This is a genomic window from Marinirhabdus gelatinilytica (assembly GCF_003353425.1).
Classification (GTDB): Bacteria; Bacteroidota; Bacteroidia; order Flavobacteriales; family Flavobacteriaceae; genus Marinirhabdus; species Marinirhabdus gelatinilytica.
In genome coordinates this window covers 186631-205636 of sequence record NZ_QRAO01000002.1, presented here as the reverse complement: position 1 = coordinate 205636, position 19006 = coordinate 186631, and the positions used below count along the sequence as shown (strand labels likewise).

15 protein-coding genes are annotated in these 19006 nt (G+C 41.8%); 6 read left to right on the top strand and 9 right to left on the bottom strand.

Translation table 11 applies throughout. The features are described 5' to 3' along the window. Positions 1-8: 8 nt before the first annotated feature. The 8 genes from C8D94_RS06985 to C8D94_RS06950 all read right to left on the bottom strand — a co-directional run bounded on the left by C8D94_RS06985 (position 9) and on the right by C8D94_RS06950 (position 8826). A complete protein-coding gene (locus C8D94_RS06985; protein WP_115123221.1) occupies positions 9-1985 on the bottom strand; it encodes a protein-disulfide reductase DsbD family protein in 1977 nt (658 codons plus the stop codon). After that, positions 1982-3292: a tRNA lysidine(34) synthetase TilS gene (tilS, locus tag C8D94_RS06980; protein ID WP_115123220.1), complete on the bottom strand. Its 1311-nt coding sequence runs from the start codon at positions 3290-3292 to the stop codon at positions 1982-1984. The genes C8D94_RS06985 and tilS overlap by 4 nt, the downstream gene beginning before the upstream one ends. Positions 3293-3297: 5 nt before the next feature. Beyond that, a complete protein-coding gene (locus tag C8D94_RS06975) occupies positions 3298-4035 on the bottom strand; it encodes a DUF3307 domain-containing protein (RefSeq protein WP_115123219.1) in 738 nt (245 codons plus the stop codon). Between the two features lies 1 nt (position 4036). Next, a complete protein-coding gene (locus C8D94_RS06970) occupies positions 4037-4729 on the bottom strand; it encodes a fumarate hydratase (protein ID WP_115123218.1) in 693 nt (230 codons plus the stop codon). Between the two features lie 88 nt (positions 4730-4817). After that, the gene (gene pabB, locus C8D94_RS06965; protein WP_115123217.1) at positions 4818-6122 is read right to left on the bottom strand and encodes an aminodeoxychorismate synthase component I; all 1305 of its coding nucleotides are present in this window, start codon (positions 6120-6122) and stop codon (positions 4818-4820) included. A 79-nt stretch (positions 6123-6201) separates the two neighbouring features. Further along, positions 6202-7602, bottom strand: a complete 1401-nt coding sequence (gene lpdA / locus C8D94_RS06960) for a dihydrolipoyl dehydrogenase (protein ID WP_115123216.1) — start codon at positions 7600-7602, stop codon at positions 6202-6204. Between the two features lie 133 nt (positions 7603-7735). After that, positions 7736-8371: a CPBP family intramembrane glutamic endopeptidase gene (locus C8D94_RS06955; protein WP_115123215.1), complete on the bottom strand. Its 636-nt coding sequence runs from the start codon at positions 8369-8371 to the stop codon at positions 7736-7738. Then, complete coding sequence (locus C8D94_RS06950; RefSeq protein ID WP_115123214.1) at positions 8368-8826, bottom strand: Lrp/AsnC family transcriptional regulator; 459 nt, start codon at positions 8824-8826, stop codon at positions 8368-8370. Before C8D94_RS06950 ends, C8D94_RS06955 begins: the two co-directional genes overlap by 4 nt. A 158-nt stretch (positions 8827-8984) precedes the next feature. Here C8D94_RS06950 and C8D94_RS06945 point away from each other — a divergent pair, with 158 nt between their 5' ends. The 6 genes from C8D94_RS06945 (at position 8985) to C8D94_RS06920 (ending at position 17395) form a co-directional block, all read left to right on the top strand. After that, positions 8985-10193, top strand: a complete 1209-nt coding sequence (locus C8D94_RS06945; RefSeq protein ID WP_115123213.1) for a trans-sulfuration enzyme family protein — start codon at positions 8985-8987, stop codon at positions 10191-10193. A 111-nt stretch (positions 10194-10304) separates the two neighbouring features. After that, complete coding sequence (gene nhaC, locus C8D94_RS06940; protein ID WP_115123212.1) at positions 10305-11792, top strand: Na+/H+ antiporter NhaC; 1488 nt, start codon at positions 10305-10307, stop codon at positions 11790-11792. Between the two features lie 166 nt (positions 11793-11958). Beyond that, complete coding sequence (locus C8D94_RS06935) at positions 11959-12603, top strand: peroxiredoxin (protein WP_115123211.1); 645 nt, start codon at positions 11959-11961, stop codon at positions 12601-12603. Between the two features lie 210 nt (positions 12604-12813). Continuing rightward, positions 12814-15969, top strand: a complete 3156-nt coding sequence (locus C8D94_RS06930) for a ligand-binding sensor domain-containing protein (protein ID WP_115123210.1) — start codon at positions 12814-12816, stop codon at positions 15967-15969. A gap of 36 nt (positions 15970-16005) precedes the next feature. Next, positions 16006-16638: a response regulator transcription factor gene (locus C8D94_RS06925; protein ID WP_115123209.1), complete on the top strand. Its 633-nt coding sequence runs from the start codon at positions 16006-16008 to the stop codon at positions 16636-16638. A gap of 73 nt (positions 16639-16711) precedes the next feature. Further along, positions 16712-17395 (top strand): hypothetical protein, encoded by a 684-nt coding sequence (locus C8D94_RS06920; protein ID WP_115123208.1) that lies wholly within the window; start codon positions 16712-16714, stop codon positions 17393-17395. Between the two features lie 57 nt (positions 17396-17452). On the opposite strand, the gene C8D94_RS06915 is transcribed toward C8D94_RS06920, so the two are convergent. Beyond that, positions 17453-19006, bottom strand: a complete 1554-nt coding sequence (locus C8D94_RS06915) for a hypothetical protein (protein WP_115123207.1) — start codon at positions 19004-19006, stop codon at positions 17453-17455.

Here is a 19006-nt window from a genome sequence, read left to right as displayed (position 1 = left end):
TTTAAAATTTAGTTGTTCTTGAATGCTTCTATACCACTTTTTAACCATGCTTCATATTCTTCGGCATCTGGTGTGTAATCTTCGGGTTCAACAAGGTTTTGCTCATCATGCCCCATCAACACATAATATGGCTGGGCATTTGCTTTATAGCGCACTATTTGCAAATCGCTCCATTTATTACCAATGGTCTTTATTTTTTTACCAGTTTCTGGACTCACATATTTTTCGTCTTCAGGAAGTTCGCGTTTATCATCTACATAAAGCGAGATAAGTACGACTTCATTTTTTAATATATTCAACACTCCCGGTTCCGGCCACACGTTCTGCTCCATTTTCCGGCAATTTACACAGGCCCAGCCCGTAAAATCTATCATAACAGGTTTGTTCACTTCCTTGGCGTATTTTAGCCCTTTCTCATAATCATAAAAATGTAAAATATCGTGTGGAGCCATGAGATGGCCTCCATCCGGTAGTTCTTCAGCACCTAAGGCTGTTGCTCCCCCCCCTAATTTTGTGTATCCAACTCCGTAAGGAGCTTCACTATATTCAAGCGGTGGTGGGAATGCGCTTATCAACTGCAGTGGTGCGCCCCAAAGCCCTGGAAGCATATATATTACAAATGAAAGTGTAAGTAACCCTAAGAGCAATCTACCTACCGAAATATGGGTTAAAGGGCCATCATGGGGTAGACGGATCTTCCCTAGAAGATATAGTGACAAAGCTCCAAAAATAGCTATCCATATAGCTATAAACACTTCTCTTTCCAGCAAGTGTAACTGTAATACAAGATCTGCCTGTGAAAGAAATTTAAAGGCAAATGCCAGCTCCAAAAATCCTAAAACTACCTTAACGGTGTTGAGCCAGCCACCACTTTTGGGCAAAGAATTGAGCCAACCTGGAAATATTGCGAATAAGGTAAACGGTAACGCAATGGCAAGTGAGAAACCTAACATACCAACAATAGGTGCAATACCTCCTTTTGAGGCCGCTTCCACCAAGAGGCCACCTACTATTGGACCAGTGCAGGAAAATGAGACAATTGCCAGTGCCAAAGCCATAAAAAAGATACCTACTATACCACCTTTGCTAGCTTTACTGTCTACTTTATTTGCCCAGGACTGTGGAAGTGTAATCTCGAACGCTCCCAAAAACGAAATTGCAAAAACAACCAATAGCAAGAAGAATACTACATTGAACCAAACCGATGTAGATAGTTCGTTGAGTACATCAGACCCAAAGATTGCCGTAACCATCGAGCCTAGCAACACATAGATAACTATAATAAATACACCATATAAGATTGCGTTCTTAATACCAATTGCCTTGTTTTTACTCTGTTTGGTGAAAAAACTCACGGTAAGTGGGATCATTGGGAACACGCAGGGAGTTAACAGTGCTGCAAATCCAGACAGGAATGCTATAAAAAAGATAGCCCACAGGCCCTTTGCATCATCTTCATCATCTGCTTCAAGGGAATCTTTATTTTTAGTTTTGCTTCCACTTTGAGATTCCGAAGTTCCTGTTCCTTTAGGCAGCTCAAACTCCAAGTCTGCCATCTCGAAGATACATTTTTCATCGTCACAAGATTGAAAATCTACTGTTCCGGTAATCGTGGTAACATCACCATTTATTCTTTTAATTTTTTGGGTGAAGGTTGCTGTTTCTGTGAAAGTGGTCAACTCCATTTCAAAAACCTTGTCGAACTTGGTCTTTCCTTCCTCTTCTGCGGTTTCGCCTATCAATTCATATCCTCCTTCTTCACTTTCCAAAGTAAAGAGCGTTGCGATTGGACCACCATCGGGAACGGTTTGGGAGTACAAGTACCAACCATCGTCTATTGTGGCGGTCATGATAAGATTATATGTATCGTCACCCAAGTCTTCAACATCTGTCTTCCATTTTACAGGCTCGAAGATTTGTGCATTGGAAGAGAAACCACAGAGAAATAAAAATGAAACAAATAGTGGAGCTAAAAAAGTTTTCATGGATTTGTTGTAATTTTTAATAGGTTCTTAGTGCTAGGGGTAATTTTAAACCGATCGTCCAAACGATGATTCACCACCCAGACAATTTTGTCCTCACTACAAAGTAACCAAACTTGTTCTTTGGCGACCAAAGATAACTTTTCATCTTTAAAAAACTTGCTCAATTTCTTCTTTCCTTGCATTCCAAAGGGCTGAAAAACATCACCCTCCTGCCATTTCCTAAGACGAAGCGGAAACAACAGCTTATCTGCATCTACGTAAACCGTAGTATTATCAATATGCCCCATTTTGTTGGTAGGATTAAGCTTGATATCTATGGGGTTGTTAATTTCTTTTTGATTTTTTTTTATGAAAAACTCATTTTTTTCTGAATTTTCGGTGATTTTGGTCAAAATAAACTCGTTTCTATTGCGAAGCAATCTGTGCGAACCAGACACCACCTCCTTACCCGTTTGTGCATTTAACAGACCATACACATCGTCCCAAGCCGTAAATCCAAAGGGATGCAATAACTCGTACAAAAGGGCATTTGTGTTTGGCAATTCTGAAATCTTGGCTATATCGATACTATATCCCCCTTCATTTTCAGAAACAGCAAGATTGTACACCAGCGTCATGTAATCTTCCACTAAAGCCTGTGATGCTTGGAGGTTTTTTTGCGTTTTCTGGACATGTTGAAGTATATCTTTTGAAGTTTCCTTAAGCTTGGGCAGCACTTCCAAACGCAACTTGTTTCGCAAATAATCTGTCTTTGCATTACTGCTGTCCTCCCGCCAGTATAGGTTTTGTGACTTTGCATATGCTAAAATCTCTTCTCTCGAAAAATGAAGCAAAGGACGAACGACTTTTTCGTTTTTGGATGGGATACCGGTTAAGCCTCGCAAACCAGTGCCCCGGGTAAGATTTAAAAAGAATGTTTCCAAATCATCATTGGCATGGTGGGCGGTTAAAATATAGTCGTAACCAAAGTTTTGGATCACTTCATCAAACCAAGAATATCGCAACTGCCTTGCTGCCATCTGGGTGGAAAGCTTATGGTCTTTTGCATAAGTCTCGGTATCAAAAATTTCAGAATGAAAAGGGATTTGTAAACTTTCAGCCAAATTTTCGGTAAAAAGGGCATCTTCGTCACTTTCTTTGCCACGTAATGAAAAATTACAATGCGCAATGGCAATGTTATATTTCAGTTTAAAAAGAAGCTGGGTCAATACTACACTATCCAAGCCCCCACTACAAGCAATAAGCAATTTGGCGCCTTTTAAATAAGAAAAATGTTGTGAAAGCTCTTTTTTAAATTCTGAAAGCATGATAGTTAAATAACACCTGCTAAAATACCACAAACTACGGCAATACCAAAGCTAAGCATGGTGCCAATTAGGACATATTCGGTTTTTAGCGTATCGGTGTCCTTGTACCGCAAAACAGACTTTGCTGCAAGTAAAAATCCAACAGCCTGGAACTGCCCAATCAAAATAAACGTGAGCGCCAGTACCCGTTCCAAAATACCTATGAGTTTGCCCGCATTTGGAAGTTCGTCTGCACCCTCCAAAACTTCGGCCTTTTCCTGTTGAGCGATCGCTACATCAATCTCCGACGACCTGAAAACCTCTTTGATCACAAAATTTGCTGGACGCAAGCACAGTAAATACCCTATAACAATAGCGATAAAGGTAGTAGAAACAGGGATTTCAAAAAGTGGTTGCAACCCGTGGTACTTTTCAAAAAACAAAGAAACCCCCACCAAAACAACAATATGCAACAATTGGTCTACAAAAAAAGCGTATTTCCAAAATTTTGGGTGCCTATTGGCCCTTGCCTTAAAACCATCTATTATATAGTGGATTATAGCAATGACACCCGCACCCACGAAAAATTCAACTTGAAACGATAACAACCACGAGCACAAAAACACAATAAGAACATGTACAGGCAATAATCTACTCTTAAAACCAATACTGTTTTTTTCGTTCGCCATTTTTTGGGATTGCAAAAAAAAGTCGGCTAAAATGTGTGCCAAGAACTGTAATAGAATAAATGTGGTCAGTTGCATTTTATAAAGTTAGTGATTCTTCAAAATAAATAACAGCAGACTCTATAGCATTCCAGCCCACATTTGTAGAGTGGCGGTTTACCACAGACTGGTCTATGCCCAATTTTTTAGATATAACATCCTCACTATGTCCCATAAGCTTTAAGTACACTACCTCGCACTGGCGCTGGGTTGCCTTGTTAAGGAGCACATCTAATAATCCCAACATAGCCGTCCATTTTTTGTTCATCTCTTCATTTTTTGAATGGAAAAACAATGTGTTTTTAATAACGACACGTTCCTTATCATGAGTAGATATACTATTAATTTTACGGCCAGCATAATAAATAGCCTCTCCATCCATCACTCCATTAATTGGGTCGTACCTCTCCAATTCTCCATACCCTATGGCCAGCCGCACTCCATACTCCTTAAAGAGCCGTGCCCGCTTTTTATTTTTTGATAGAGATCTTTCTGAAATAGAGATAGTCTTAACATAGCTTTTTATAGCCAAACAAGCCCGTAGAGCATTTGCCGCATTGGGGATTCCACACTCTATATAATCCCCTTTTATTAACCGCCCGTAACTCTCAAAATGTTCATGGAGATCGTCCATCAAGGATTCTAGATGTGTCTCTAAAATTTGCTTATCCTCACTGTCCAGACTGCTTGAGGAAACTATGTCACCCGATATTACTGAATATTTGACTTTCATAATTATTTTTCAAATATACAAAAATATGTATTAAAATATACATAAACAGCTTTTATGTTTCTATTAATACATAAATATACTTTATGTACTATTTGAAGCATATATATTCTAAAACTGAGCGCATGGCTTTGGCTTTCAACAAACATTCTTCGTATTCTGCCTCTACGGTAGATTTTGAAGTGATAGCTCCTCCTACTGAAAAACTGACGTAATTTGTAGCCTCATTGTATAAAATGCTACGTATAACAACGTTAAAATCGAAATCTCCCTTAGGAGAAAAATAGCCCACTGCACCACTGTACACACCTCTTTTGGCATCCTCCAACGACTCTATGATCTTCAGGGCACTTACTTTTGGTGCACCTGTCATACTCCCCATTGGAAAAGTGTGCTTAATAATCTGTGCTGGAGAGAAGTGGGTTTTGGCTTGACAGGAAATTGTGGAAACCAATTGATGTACCTGCTCAAACGTGTAAATAGCACACAGCTCCTCTACGTTAACAGAACCTTTCTGGGCAATGCGGGAAAGATCGTTACGCACCAAATCTGTAATCATGATATTCTCACTACGTTCCTTGGGGTCGTTTTGCAACGCTATGGCCATCTCCTTATCTTCAATTGCATTTTGAAGACGTTTGGCGGTTCCTTTTATAGGTTGGGAAATAACAGTGTCCCCTTGCTTTTTCAGATAGCGCTCGGGAGAGGCAGAGATCACAAAATGTGTATCCAATTTAAGAAAACTAGCAAAAGGTGGCTTAGAAATATCGTTCAGTAAAAAAAAAACCTGCAAGGGGTCTATCACAGTATCTTCGGCATAAAATTCTTGGCAAAAGTTAGCCTCATAAATATCGCCTCGCTCAATATGGTGGAGCATTTTACTCATTTTTTTGGCATACCTGTCTTTTGAAGTACGCAGCTTAATTTTTATAGCTGAAGAATTGTTTTCGGATACTACATTTTCGGTAGATAGGATTTCTTCCCAATCGCTCTCCAATTCATCATCAACCATATTCAGGTAATGCATTTCCATTTCGGTTTCAGAAAAGAGAAAAACTTTTTTTGGCTGAAAGAAATAGAGATCGGGAAAATCGAGACCGTCGAAATTTTGCGACTTTAGCTTTTCAACGTCGTTCTTCAGGTCATAACTCAAATACCCGAACAACCAATCCTTTGTAGCCGTTTGGTACTCGTCCAGTTCCTGAAACGCATTGTGGTAATCTGTCTTTATGGCGGTAAAAGCGTCCACAGCCAGAATAGCCTGATAAGACCCATGCCCTTGCTGGTATTTATTGGAGTCGAGCCAAGCAACCTCTTCAAACCTAGAGGCCCACTGCAACAGTTTTTGCTTAAGACTCGAAGTTAACGATACAGAGATTGTTTTTGTTACTCGCATACAACACGAAGGTATTTAAAAAAGAAGAACCATCCCGAAATTTTGGAATGGTTCTATATAAATAAACATCAAACTTTAACTACACGTGCAGCGGTCTGTTATCTGTAGCCGCCAAAGCTGCCTCTTTTACAGCTTCTGCATAGGTTGGATGCGCGTGGCTCATGCGGGAAATATCCTCGGCACTGGCACGGAACTCCATGGCTGTTACGGCCTCAGCAATCAAATCGGCAACACGGGCACCAACCATGTGAACACCCAATACCTCATCGGTCTTGGCATCGCTCAATATTTTTACAAAACCATCGGTATCCCCGCTGGCACGACTTCTCCCCAATGCACGCATAGGAAATTGTCCACTTTTATAGTCGATCTTTGCTTCTTTTAATTGTTCTTCGGTTTTTCCCACGCTGGCAACTTCTGGCCACGTATAGACCACGCCCGGGATTAAATTGTAATCTATGTGCGGTTTTTGTCCCGCTAAGATTTCAGCAACCAGCACACCTTCTTCTTCGGCTTTGTGGGCCAACATGGCTCCGCGAATTACATCGCCAATGGCATAGATATTCTTAACGTTGGTCTGTAAATGGTCGTTCACCTCGATTTGGCCACGCTCGTTTACCTTAACTCCAGCATTTTCAGCTTTCAGCCCATCTGTATAAGGCCTTCTTCCTACGGAAACCAAACAATAATCGCCCTTAAAGTTTACCTCTTTATCTTTTTTATCGGTTGCGGTAACCGTTATTTCTTTTCCTTTTCTTTCAACTGCTGAAACTTTATGGGAAACATAAAATTTCACGCCTTGTTTTTTCATCACCTTCATCAATTCCTTGCTCTGTGCACTGTCCATCGTGGGGATAATACGGTCCATATATTCAACTACTGAAACCTCAGCACCCAACCTGCGGTACACTTGCCCAAGTTCCAACCCTATTACGCCACCACCAATAACGATCATATGTTTTGGGATTTCTTTCAGCGTCAATGCTTCGGTAGAGGTGATGATGCGCTCTTTGTCAATTTCGATAAATGGAAGCGACGCCGGTTTACTACCTGTGGCGATAATAGTGTTTTTTGTCTCGATGGTTTGTTTTTTCTCGCCATCGATTTCAATATGCGTTGCGTCCTTAAATGACCCCAGACCTGTATAGACATCGATTTTGTTTTTGTTCATCAAAAATTCGATTCCTTTGGTGGTCTGCTCTACTACAGCTCCCTTGCGTTCGATCATTTTCTTGAAATTGATCTTTACCTCTCCGGGTATCTCGATACCGTGCTCTTCAAAATGCTTTATGGCATCCTCGTAATGGTGCGAAGAATCCAGCAGCGCTTTACTTGGTATACAACCTACGTTAAGGCAGGTACCTCCAAGGGTGTTGTATTTTTCTATGATGGCGGTTTTCATACCCAATTGGGCACAGCGAATTGCTGCTACATAGCCCCCAGGGCCAGAACCTATAATTGCAACGTCATATTTGGACATAGTGATGAGTTTTTTATATGCGAATGCAAAGGTACTATTTTGATCGTAGATTTACGAAGCACCGTTTTAGATTTTAAAACAAATAGAACAGTGATTGCATAATTTGCTGAAAATAGAAATCAAACCATTAAAATCATCCTTCCATCCCAGGAAATGCCAGCATCTGCCCCATTCCCACCGCAAAGAGCCAGTTGCCATAGAGCGCGTGCTCAATACTCACCAAGGTTGTGCTCCTATATTTTAGGTAGGTATAGCCAAACAAGACCCCGCCAATAAACGTGAGCAAAAGGACAAGCGTGTTTCTGAAAAACAAATGTGCCAAGGAAAACACGATGGCGTTTATAAAAATGAAGAAAGTTCTATTTTGGAACAATACCCCATAACGCTCAAAAAAGAACGTACGGTAAATTATTTCCTGTGGCCAGACCGAAAGAAATGTATACACAAACAAAATAATAACGAACAGCCCCGGATTGTTTTTCGGCACGAAGAACAATGCGGTTTTATCTTGGAACCAAACGTAGGCAGTAGTTATAAGTACCACTAGTAAAAATGTAACAACCAGCCGCCGCCAAAACGATTTCCAATCCAGACCTTTCCTGATACGGAAGTTGATATTTTCAGACTTTTTTAGCCGGAACAGTATATAAAAAAAGCCCACAACCACCATCCCAACTTTTATCCATATTAAAAACGGGACAGCAAGGCTCACCGGTAAAAGTATAAAAAGGGTAAAAAACTCTAAAAGCAGGCCTAGTCTGGTCTTCATAATGCTATGGCAGTTGTATTTTTTACTTCATGGATGGTAAAGCTGCTCGTGGTACTACCCACATGCTCCATACTTGTTACCTTGTTTACCATAAATTCACGGAAGTGTTCCATATCCTTTACCAAAACTTTTAGTAGATAGTCATAATCCCCGCTTACGTGAAAACACTCCATTACCTCGGGCAATTGGAGCACTTTTGTTTCAAATTTTGTGATGTTCTCTTCGGAATGTTTTACCAGCTTTATATGGCAAAATACAGTAAAACCCATTTCCAGCGTATCTCCATCTACCAGTGCCACATATTGCCGTATCACCCCTTGGCGCTCTAGCTTTTTAATCCGCTCGTACACCGCCGTGACCGAAAGGTTCAGTTTTAAAGATAGTTCTTTATTGGTTTGCTTTGCATCTTGCTGAAGGTGTTTCAGCAATTGTCTATCTATGGTATCCAAATTCAACTTCTTGAAAATTTTTCTGAAAGATATTCAATTTCAGTAAAAATACAGAACAATATTCTATAAGAATAAAACTTAATAAATTATTAAACTGAATTTTCGTTACATGATTGATAAATATTCTAAGTCAGACTACATTTGGATTCAAATTTGAAACAACTATGAGCAAGCACGATTTTAAACCCGCAAACAACATACAGGATTTACAATATTTTGGTGAGTTTGGAGGAGTAAACCCTTCCATTTCCGATTCTTCAACCTACACGTTCCTTTCGGCTAAGACCATGTTCGATACGTTTGAGGGCAATGCAGACGGGTGTTATTTGTACTCCCGCCATTCTACACCCTCAAACCTATATCTGGGGGAAGCCCTTGCCGCTATGGAAGGTACCGAGACCGCCAATGTTGCCGCTAGCGGGATGGGTGCCATTACCCCTACCATCCTTCAATTCTGTCAAGCTGGGGACCATATTGTTTCCAGCCGAACCATCTACGGGGGCACCTATGCCTTCTTGAAGAATTTCACCCCACGTTTGGGTATCGAAACTTCGTTTGTGGATATTACAAAATTGGATGTGGTCGAAGCGGCCATTACCCCTGAAACAAAAATTATCTTTTGCGAATGTGTCTCCAATCCGCTGCTGGAAATTGCCGATATTGAAGCCCTTGCAAAGCTTGCTAAAAAACACAAGCTACAATTATTGGTGGACAACACCTTTTCGCCGCTATCCATTTCTCCAGCAAAATTAGGGGCAGACGTGGTACTGCACAGTTTGACCAAATTCATCAATGGAAGTAGTGACACCATGGGCGGCGTGGTATGTGGCAACCAAGAATTGATCGATACCTTGCGCAATGTAAACGATGGTGCCAGTATGCTCTTGGGAGCCTCTATGGATAGTTTACGGGCCGCTTCTATTTTGAAGAATTTACGAACCCTCCACATTAGGATGCAGCAGCACAGTAGCAACGCCTTGTACCTTGCCGAAAAATTTGAATCCGATGGATTGCGAACCGTTTATCCAGGACTTAAAAGCCATCCAGGCCACGAATTGATGAAACGCCAAATGAACCCACAATACGGTTTTGGCGGGATGCTCACCATAGACGTGGGCTCACTGGATAAAGCCAATGAACTCATGGAACTCATGCAAGAACGAAACCTGGGGTATCTTGCGGTGAGTCTTGGTTTTTACAAAACGCTTTTCAGCGCTCCGGGGTCTTCAACCTCTTCTGAAATTCCAGAGGAAGAACAAGCCCAAATGGGTCTTACCGATGGGTTGATACGTTTCAGTATTGGGCTGGATGCCGATATTGAGCGTACCTACAACTCGATGAAGCAATGTATGCAAGAAGTGGGTGTGCTATAAAATTGAATTTCATATCATTGGAAGAGCTGCGCTTGTTGCGTGGCTCTTTTCATTTGCATACAAGGCTACAAAATCGTAACATTACACATCCAACATTTTAAACCAGCCTTCATGCAAAGCCAAAGCCAAGACCCCCAAAACGAAAAAATTGTAGAAAATAGAGAATTGAATATTTGGGAGGCGCTTATTCCAGTTATAGCATTGGTAATTATGTTGTTTTACAACGTTTTTTATGCCTTTGGTGATGATGCGCTCAGCGGTAGCAACCAATTTATACTTTTATTGGGAGCAGCGGTAGCGGCTATAGTTGGAACTTTTAATAAAGTAAGCTACAAACAAATGGTCGAGGAAGTTGCGCAGAATGTGAAAAGCACCACTGGCGCGCTTCTTATATTACTTATGGTAGGTGCCTTGGCAGGAACCTGGCTCATCAGTGGTATTATTCCCACGATGATCTATTATGGCTTGCAGATACTCAATCCCACCATATTTCTCGCCTCCTGCGTTATCATATGTGCCATTATCTCTGTGGCAACAGGAAGTAGTTGGACCACTTCGGCAACCGTGGGTATTGCCTTGATAGGTATTGCGGAAGCCTTGGGAATATCGTTGGGAATGACAGCAGGTGCTGTACTCTCAGGTGCTTATTTTGGCGATAAGCTTTCCCCTTTAAGCGATACTACAAATCTCGCTCCCGCCATGGCGGGAACCGATTTATTTACACATATCCGGTATATGACATATACTACCGTGCCCACCATTGTAATAACCTTGATCGTGTTTATAATCATAGGTTTTGGATTAGACCCCGAAGGCGTTGCAGATACAGGGACGATACTAAATTCTATTGAGGCATCATTCACTATTTCACCGTGGTTGTTTATAGTACCTATTTTAGTGATTGTAATGATTGTGAGAAAAACACCACCACTTATTGCACTGCTTGCAGGAACCTTGTTGGGTGGACTGGCAGCACTTATTTTTCAACCCAGCATTGTGGCTATGGTAGGTGGCGGAAATTCGCTGGATTTCACAACGGCCTATAAAGGAATAATGAATGCCATAACGGTGGACACATCGGTACCTACAGACAATGAAGCTCTTAACGATCTATTTTCAGCTGGTGGGATGAACGGGATGCTGGGCACTATCTGGCTCATTATCTGCGCCATGGTCTTTGGAGGTGTGATGGACGCCATTGGAGCATTGGCAACGATTAGCAAGGCTTTGTTGAGGTTGTTCCACACAACATTCGGACTTTTTGCCAGTACGGTTGCCAGTTGTTTGGCATTGAACGTTACCGCAAGCGACCAATATTTAGCTATTGTAGTACCCGGAAAAATGTACAGCAAAGCGTATAAAGATAAAGGTTTGGCTCCTGAGAATCTTTCTAGAACATTAGAGGATTCGGGAACCGTGACATCGGTATTGGTGCCCTGGAACACCTGTGGGGCATATCAAAGTGGTGTCTTGGGAGTTCCTGTTGTAGATTATTTTGCCTTTGCCATCTTCAACTGGTTAAGTCCATTTATGACCTTGCTGTTCGCTGCTTTCAGGATAAAAATAAAGATGTTACGAGAGCCAAAAGTTGCTTCTTAGAAATCCAAACACATGTCAATATTGAAAATGCTCCGAAACATACTTTTCGGAGCATTTTCAATTAACAATACTTTATAAAAATTGCAACTGGATTTCCTTTCAGTTTTATATTTCAATGTGTACTTTTGCACCCTTAAAATTACACACATAATAAATACACATAAATATGGCATTTGTAGGTAAAAAATTTCCAAACCTTTCAGTAGATACAACCGATAAAACAGGCGTTACCAAAAAGATAAATATTCTTGAAAAAGCGCAGCAAGAGAACAAAAAAGTGATCCTTTTCTGGTATCCAAAAGACTTTACGTTTGTGTGTCCTACCGAGCTGCACGCTTTCCAGACAGCTATGGAAGAATTCGAAAAGAGAAACACTATAGTAATAGGTGCTTCATGTGACACTCCAGAAGTTCACTTTGCTTGGTTGAATACTCCTAAGAACCATGGCGGTATTGAAGGTGTTACCTATCCGCTCGTGGCAGACAGCAACCGCAACCTCGCTAATCAGTTAGGTATCTTGGACATCACCAATGAGCGTTACGATGAAGAAACCGGTACCGTTATGGTAGATGGCGACAATGTAACCTACCGCGCAACATATCTTATAGACGAAGAAGGCACTGTTTTCCATGAAAGTGTAAACCACATGCCTTTGGGTAGAAACACATCAGAATTTTTACGATTGATAGACGCATACACCCACGTTCAGAAAAACGGTGAAGTATGCCCGGCCAACTGGCAGGAAGGTGCAACTGCAATGAACGCAGACCGAGAAGGGGTTGCCGAATATCTTTCACAACACTTAAACTAATTCGTGCCAAGAGATTAGTTTATTTTTTAAGTAAGTTAGGTTAAACTTTACCCGCTTTCAGCTATGAGAGCGGGTTTTTTTATGTAAATCACCCAAATGGGTAATGTCGTTTAATTATTAATTTCAGTAGTATTCCAATGTAAATTTTTACTTGTTAAAATAGACACCACACAACTATTTTGTATTTTTAAACCAATTAACCATCATAAAATGAGGGTTTTAAAACCTATTTTTCTGATCCTTTTTTTTCTTTCTGAAATTATTTCGGCACAAAGCACCTATGAATTTCAGCATTTCGGGGTGGATGATGGGCTATCGCAAGTTTCGGTGTACGCTATCGCTGAAGACGAACAAGGCCACATCTGGTTTGCCACGCACAAAGGTTTGAACAGGTTTGACGGCTCCCATTTTACACTTTTTGAAAGTCCGCTGGATACCATCAATAACGGATTGGTCCACAATGAGGTGGGACATACTATCGAAGATTCGGAAGGTTTTATATGGATCACAACCCGCAAGGGACTTTCAAAATACGATCCCAGAACACTCTATTTTACAAATTTTACCCGTGCGGGAATTTGTGAGAACTGCCTGTTGCGACAACACACCGTTTTTTTGAAGGAAGTTGGAGAACATATCTATATTGGCACCAATAGCGGATTGTCCAGAATTCACAAAAAAACACACCGTATCATCTCTTGGCCTTACGGGGAAGGCAAAGAAAAGGGGCCCATGAAAACCGCCATCCGGGAAATTGAATTGTTGGACGATGGCCGTCTGGCAATTATTTCTAATGTGGGCATCTCTTTGTTCAACCCTAAGAATGAAAGTTTCAGCCATATTACCATGGCGCAAGGGCTTCCTGAGAACAAGTTGCAATCCATCTATCGAGACCGAAAAGGCAACTATTGGATTGGCTGTGAAACAATGGGATTGTTGCGGTTAATAGGCAGTTGGGACAATCCTAGTTTTGCGCACTACCCGCCTGTGCCCCAAGAGGGTCCTTCGCACGGTTTTATCTATGAAATCACCGAAGACAAAAACGGCATACTCTGGCTAGCCACCTTTAACGGTATCACGCTTTTTGATACTAAACAAGAAACCTTTCGTTACATACATCACGATCCCAACCGACGAGGGAGTATAAGTTCCAATCAGGTATTCGATATTCACCGCGACAAACACGAAAGAATGTGGGTAGCGACCATCTCTGGGGTGAACCTGTACGACCCCTACTTGAATCAATTTCAGCTCTTAGACAATCTAAAAGAAAATGGAAAAGGGCTTTCCAGCAATAAAACCTTTTCGGTTTTTGAAGACAGCAAAGGTTATCTCTGGGTAGGCAATTATGAAAATGGACTCACGGTGATCCCTCCGAAGGATACCGATGTACCCAACCTGTTCATCACCCAAGGCGAGGGTCCCAAGAAATTGTCAGGACCACAAGTATTAAGTATTACTGAAGACGGCAAAGGTCGCCTGTGGCTCGCTACGTTTAACGGCATTAATATAATTGATTGGCCAGATAGAAGTACTAATGGATATAGTATATCAAAACTGGATTTAAGTTCAGTTTCCAACAATCCACACCTGAGCCAATACACCTATTTTGTAAAAAAGGGGGACGACGGCACAATGTATGTGGGCACCCATGGAGCGGGGCTCATAAAAATAGGTCCTGAAGGAAACCTGAAACAATACAGCTGGGAGAGCAAGCCGAAGGGCATACTGGAGAATGTAATCCTCTCCATGGAAATTGATGACAAGGGACGCCTCTGGCTGGGAACCAGTATCATGGGCTTTGCAATGATCGAAAACCCCGAAGAACAAGATAGTTTTAAAAGATTGCCAGGGAATGCCGTCGTAAGCTCAGAAGGTATCCATAGTATTTTAACCAAAGAAAAGGATAAACTTTTAATGGCTACGGGCGTTGGAATTTTTCAATTTGAGGACAAAGAAGAGCTCTTCAGTACCCAGGCACCAAAGTACGCACAGTTTACCGAAGAAGATGGTTTGAGTGATAATGTAATCTACGATGTAGTACAAACCGATGGCCTCCAATACTGGATTAGCACAGGTAGCGGGCTCACCCGATGGAACAGCAAATCAAACACCCTAACACCCTTCACGAAAACACTGGCCAATAAAAGCATGGACTTTAACCTGGGGGCAACCCATTTCACCAAGGATAGCACACTTTACGTTGGCAGCACTTCTGGTCTCGTGTCTTTTAAACCCAGCAATGTGTATAGCAACCCCGTGCCGCCAAATGTTTACTTTTCAGAAGTACGCATCTTGAATGAAGCAGTTCCCATAGGGAGAACAAAAAGCAATGGACAAAAATTTACCTTACCAAGGGCATTGCCGTTTATGGATAAGATCATCCTGCAGCCTAAGCATAAAATCTTTTCTGTACATCTTGGCAGTGTGAACCACACACTACCAAGTTTAACTGAATTTGCATACAAACTCGATGGTTTTGATAAAGAGTGGACCTACACCCAAAACCCAATCATCACCCGATCTAACCTAGATCCTGACACCTATACCCTCTTTGCAAAAGCAGCCAATAACGACGGGATTTGGGGCAACACCACAACACTACAAATTGAAATACTTCCTCCTTGGTACAGGACGTGGTGGGCGTATATATTATTTGCCCTGCTAGTAGCAGGGGCTATATATGTTCTCTTGAAACTACGCTTGCAACAAGAACGCAGGGTAGAACTTGCCAGGGCACAGGAGCGGGATATGTTCAGAAAGCGGAGCTCGCGCGATTTCCACGATGAGGCAGGCACCAAGATCACCAGGATATCCTTGATAACCGAGCTGGCACGGTTGGAGAATACTGAAAACAAAGAACTGCAACAACATCTAAGCCAAATTGAAGAGAACCTTCAAGACCTCAACAGCGGTATGCGAGACTTTATCTGGACGCTGGATCCCACTAAGGATAATGCTTACGATACCCTTATACGCTATACTGAATTTGCAGGAAGCTTTTGTGAAATGGCAAATGTGAAGTTTCAATCTGAAGAAATCTCAGAAGACTTGAAAAGAAAAGAATTCAATATGGCCGAACGTCGCCATTTACTAATGATCTTGAAAGAAGCTACCAACAATTGTATTAAACACGGAAATCCAACCATCATACATTTCAGGACCAGTCACAAACCAGGGAAGTTAATCCTCAAACTCAAGGACAACGGCAAAGGTTTCAATACGGCGAACCAAACCAATGGTAACGGCCTCAATAATATGCAAGAACGAACAAATGCTTTGGGCGGTGCGCTAAAGATAGCTTCCAAGACCAATGGTGGCACCACACTCACACTTACTTTGGAAACTACCCGCTTGGGTAATTGATAATCATAAATTTTGAATGTATCTTGCTGGTTTACAATGAAAAGCACTCTAAATATTAAGATCTGTATCGTAGAAGATGATGCGCTCATCCTGAAATCCCTTCAGCAAGTTTTGAACAATGCCGAAGGGTTCTCGGTCACGGGTACGTTCTTTTCGGCAGAAGCTGCACTGGAAAATTTGAAGGACCATCACCCAGATGTGCTCCTGCTGGATATAGATTTACCAGGAATATCGGGTATAGACGCCATTTCAAAACTAAAAAAATTGCAACCCGAACTCAACATCGTGATGCTCACCGTTCACGAAGAGTCACAATTGGTGTTCTCTGCGCTCCACAACGGTGCAGTGGGGTACTTGGTAAAAGGCAGCAACTCGAAATATCTCTTGCAGGGCATTCGTGAGGTGTTTGAAGGTGGCGCCCCTATGAGCCCCAGCATTGCACGACAGGTGATTGCCTCCTTTAAACCACAGACCGAAACCATCCTGAGCAACCGCGAGATGGAAGTGCTGCAAAAATTGAGCAACGGCACCAACAATAAACAAATCGCCGAAGATCTATTTGTCTCGACAAATACGATCAAGGCCCACATAAAGAACATCTATAAAAAACTGCACGTAAATTCCCGCGCCGAAGCGGTGAGCAAAGCAATGAAGAAAGGATGGATTTAGGGATTTACGATTTTAGATTTTATAAAATATACATTGCTGGTTTTCAGCTGGCAAGCCATAAACACCTTCAATTATGAAAGCAAGAATTATATTTTTTCTGTTCGCACTATGCATTGTCCTTCCTTTGCACGCCCAATTTAAAGGTAGTTTCGATTTTATCGCTACCCAACAATACCTAAACGGGAACGTACGGAGCGATACCATCCAGTATTTTTTTGCTGAAGAGAAATTGGCCATCATCATTAAAGCCGGTGGCAACCAACCAGATCTTCGGTTGTTGTTTCAGCCAGCAGATAGCACCATTACAGGCCTTTTTGAGCACAACGGAAACAAAGGTGGATACATACTGCCCATGAACCAAAAATATTGGCCTGGGATGCACTATGCGCTTCAGGACTATGGAACTGGACCAAGAACACAATTGAACTATACAGGGACACAAAAAGAAATAAACGGGACCGTGTGCAACGAAATCATCTGTGAGAGCGAAAAATACGACGCTTCCCTTTTTATCGCTCCTGAAGTTGAATTAAGTCTAGTTCAGGTATTAGCCTATCAAAGCGTGGGAGCAGGCGAAGGTACCGAAGCCGTTGATTTTTTATCGGACTGTGGAGTGCAGGGTTTTGCGGTAGAAAGCACCATAAAAGATAAAACCCGAAATGCAACCATTACACTGACCATAAAAAATATCTCTCCTAAAATTCCTGAAACCGTCTTCAACACCAAAGGGTTTCAGCTAAGTGAAGTGAAGGAGTAACCCTACCAAAATTTAAAACTTTAGCAGGGTTAAAAAACACATCAACAAAAAAAAGTATTACTCAAATATGCAGTTGCGTGGCGTGACGCCCATCAATCCTGAAATACCATCTGGATTGGTCTGTGGATATTGTGATATAGGGTATCCTTTTATTCTTAGTCCGGAGACTATCACATTTCCACCATTCCCAACATTAACAGCATATTCTCTCACTGAAACCCTCACTTGCGCCGAATTCAAATTTGAGCCAGCTGGGTTCACCATTACCATTTGTGGTGAGAAGATGTATGAGTTAGACGTTTGCTGAATATTCGTTGCTGGTGTATATGCAATCCCATTAACAATGACAGCAGGAACTTTAGCATCCATAGCATTGAATGTACTTGGGTCACTATAATCTATCACGGGTTTTTGGTCTGGGTGCAGGGGGCCACTCGCGCGGTAGAGACCATTTCCCATATCACTCCATGAAATGCTACTATTAATGGGTTCGGCACCTTCAAAAATAGCTTGGTGGGTATTCTCAGCTTCAATTTTTAGGGTTGGAAGATTAGTGGTAACACCCAAGTCCACGTTGGCCTCCTGCCTATATGTCCCATCTTTCACAACAATTGTAACCGATTTTCCCTGAATGCGTTTTCCTTGTGCAACCTGTATGGCTTTCTTTAAGCTAGCAAAAGGATTGGTCCTCGAACCGCTACCCGCATCGCTACCGTTAGGTGCTATAAAAATGGTCTCATCGGGGTCGGAGTCGTCGTCATCGTCATTTGGGTCTGTGCTGGTGGGTATTTCAAAATTCTGGAAAGCAGGATCGGAAATATCCACAAACTTAGGTTCGTCACAAAGGCACAATTCATCAAAAAACACCTCACTGCCATCAGAACTTTTGAATTCCATCGCCATTTGTACGGGGTTCATTCCCGTAGGCTGTCCATTAGGGAATCCACTCCCTACCAGATATAATTGAATGAACATCTTAGAAGGCTCCAATCCCTCAAAAAAGTAGATGGGAATCTTGAAGGGTGTCCATTGCGTAGTACTGGTTAGCATCACAGCAGATGATTCCCCAGGCCTTACGGCACCAGCTACCTGTGTAGGGTTCTTTGTGGTCACAAATGTATTGACCCAAGCTTTATCCCCTTTTTTGAAATTAGCTTTATAATAACCACACAACGCTCCAAAAGTTGGTTGTATAGGAAAAAACATATCTTGTAGTACAGCTCCTTCATTCTGTGCCATGATATTTCCTTCACATCCACTCTGGCACGAAAAAACATAGCCACTAAAAGCACTTTCCCGAATCATTTTTTTATACTGTTCAGGAAGGCGTGCCCATTCCTGTGGCTTTTTTTCGGCCAACATATCGGCAATGCTCACGTTTTTTATGTGCAGCCCATAACCCACCTTGCCGGGTGTACGGAAGGTGTTTCTGAAATCATACCCCGCCATAGCATTTGCGCCACCCTCAACGCCTGCCATATTGGAGCCAGCCCAGTGCAATGCTTTATCTCCGTTTTTCCAGACTTCAAAATTACCGTTGGGGATCTGGCAGTCTTGGGAAAATACTATTCCGCAAGAGAGCAGCACAAAAAGATATATAAGATGTTTCAT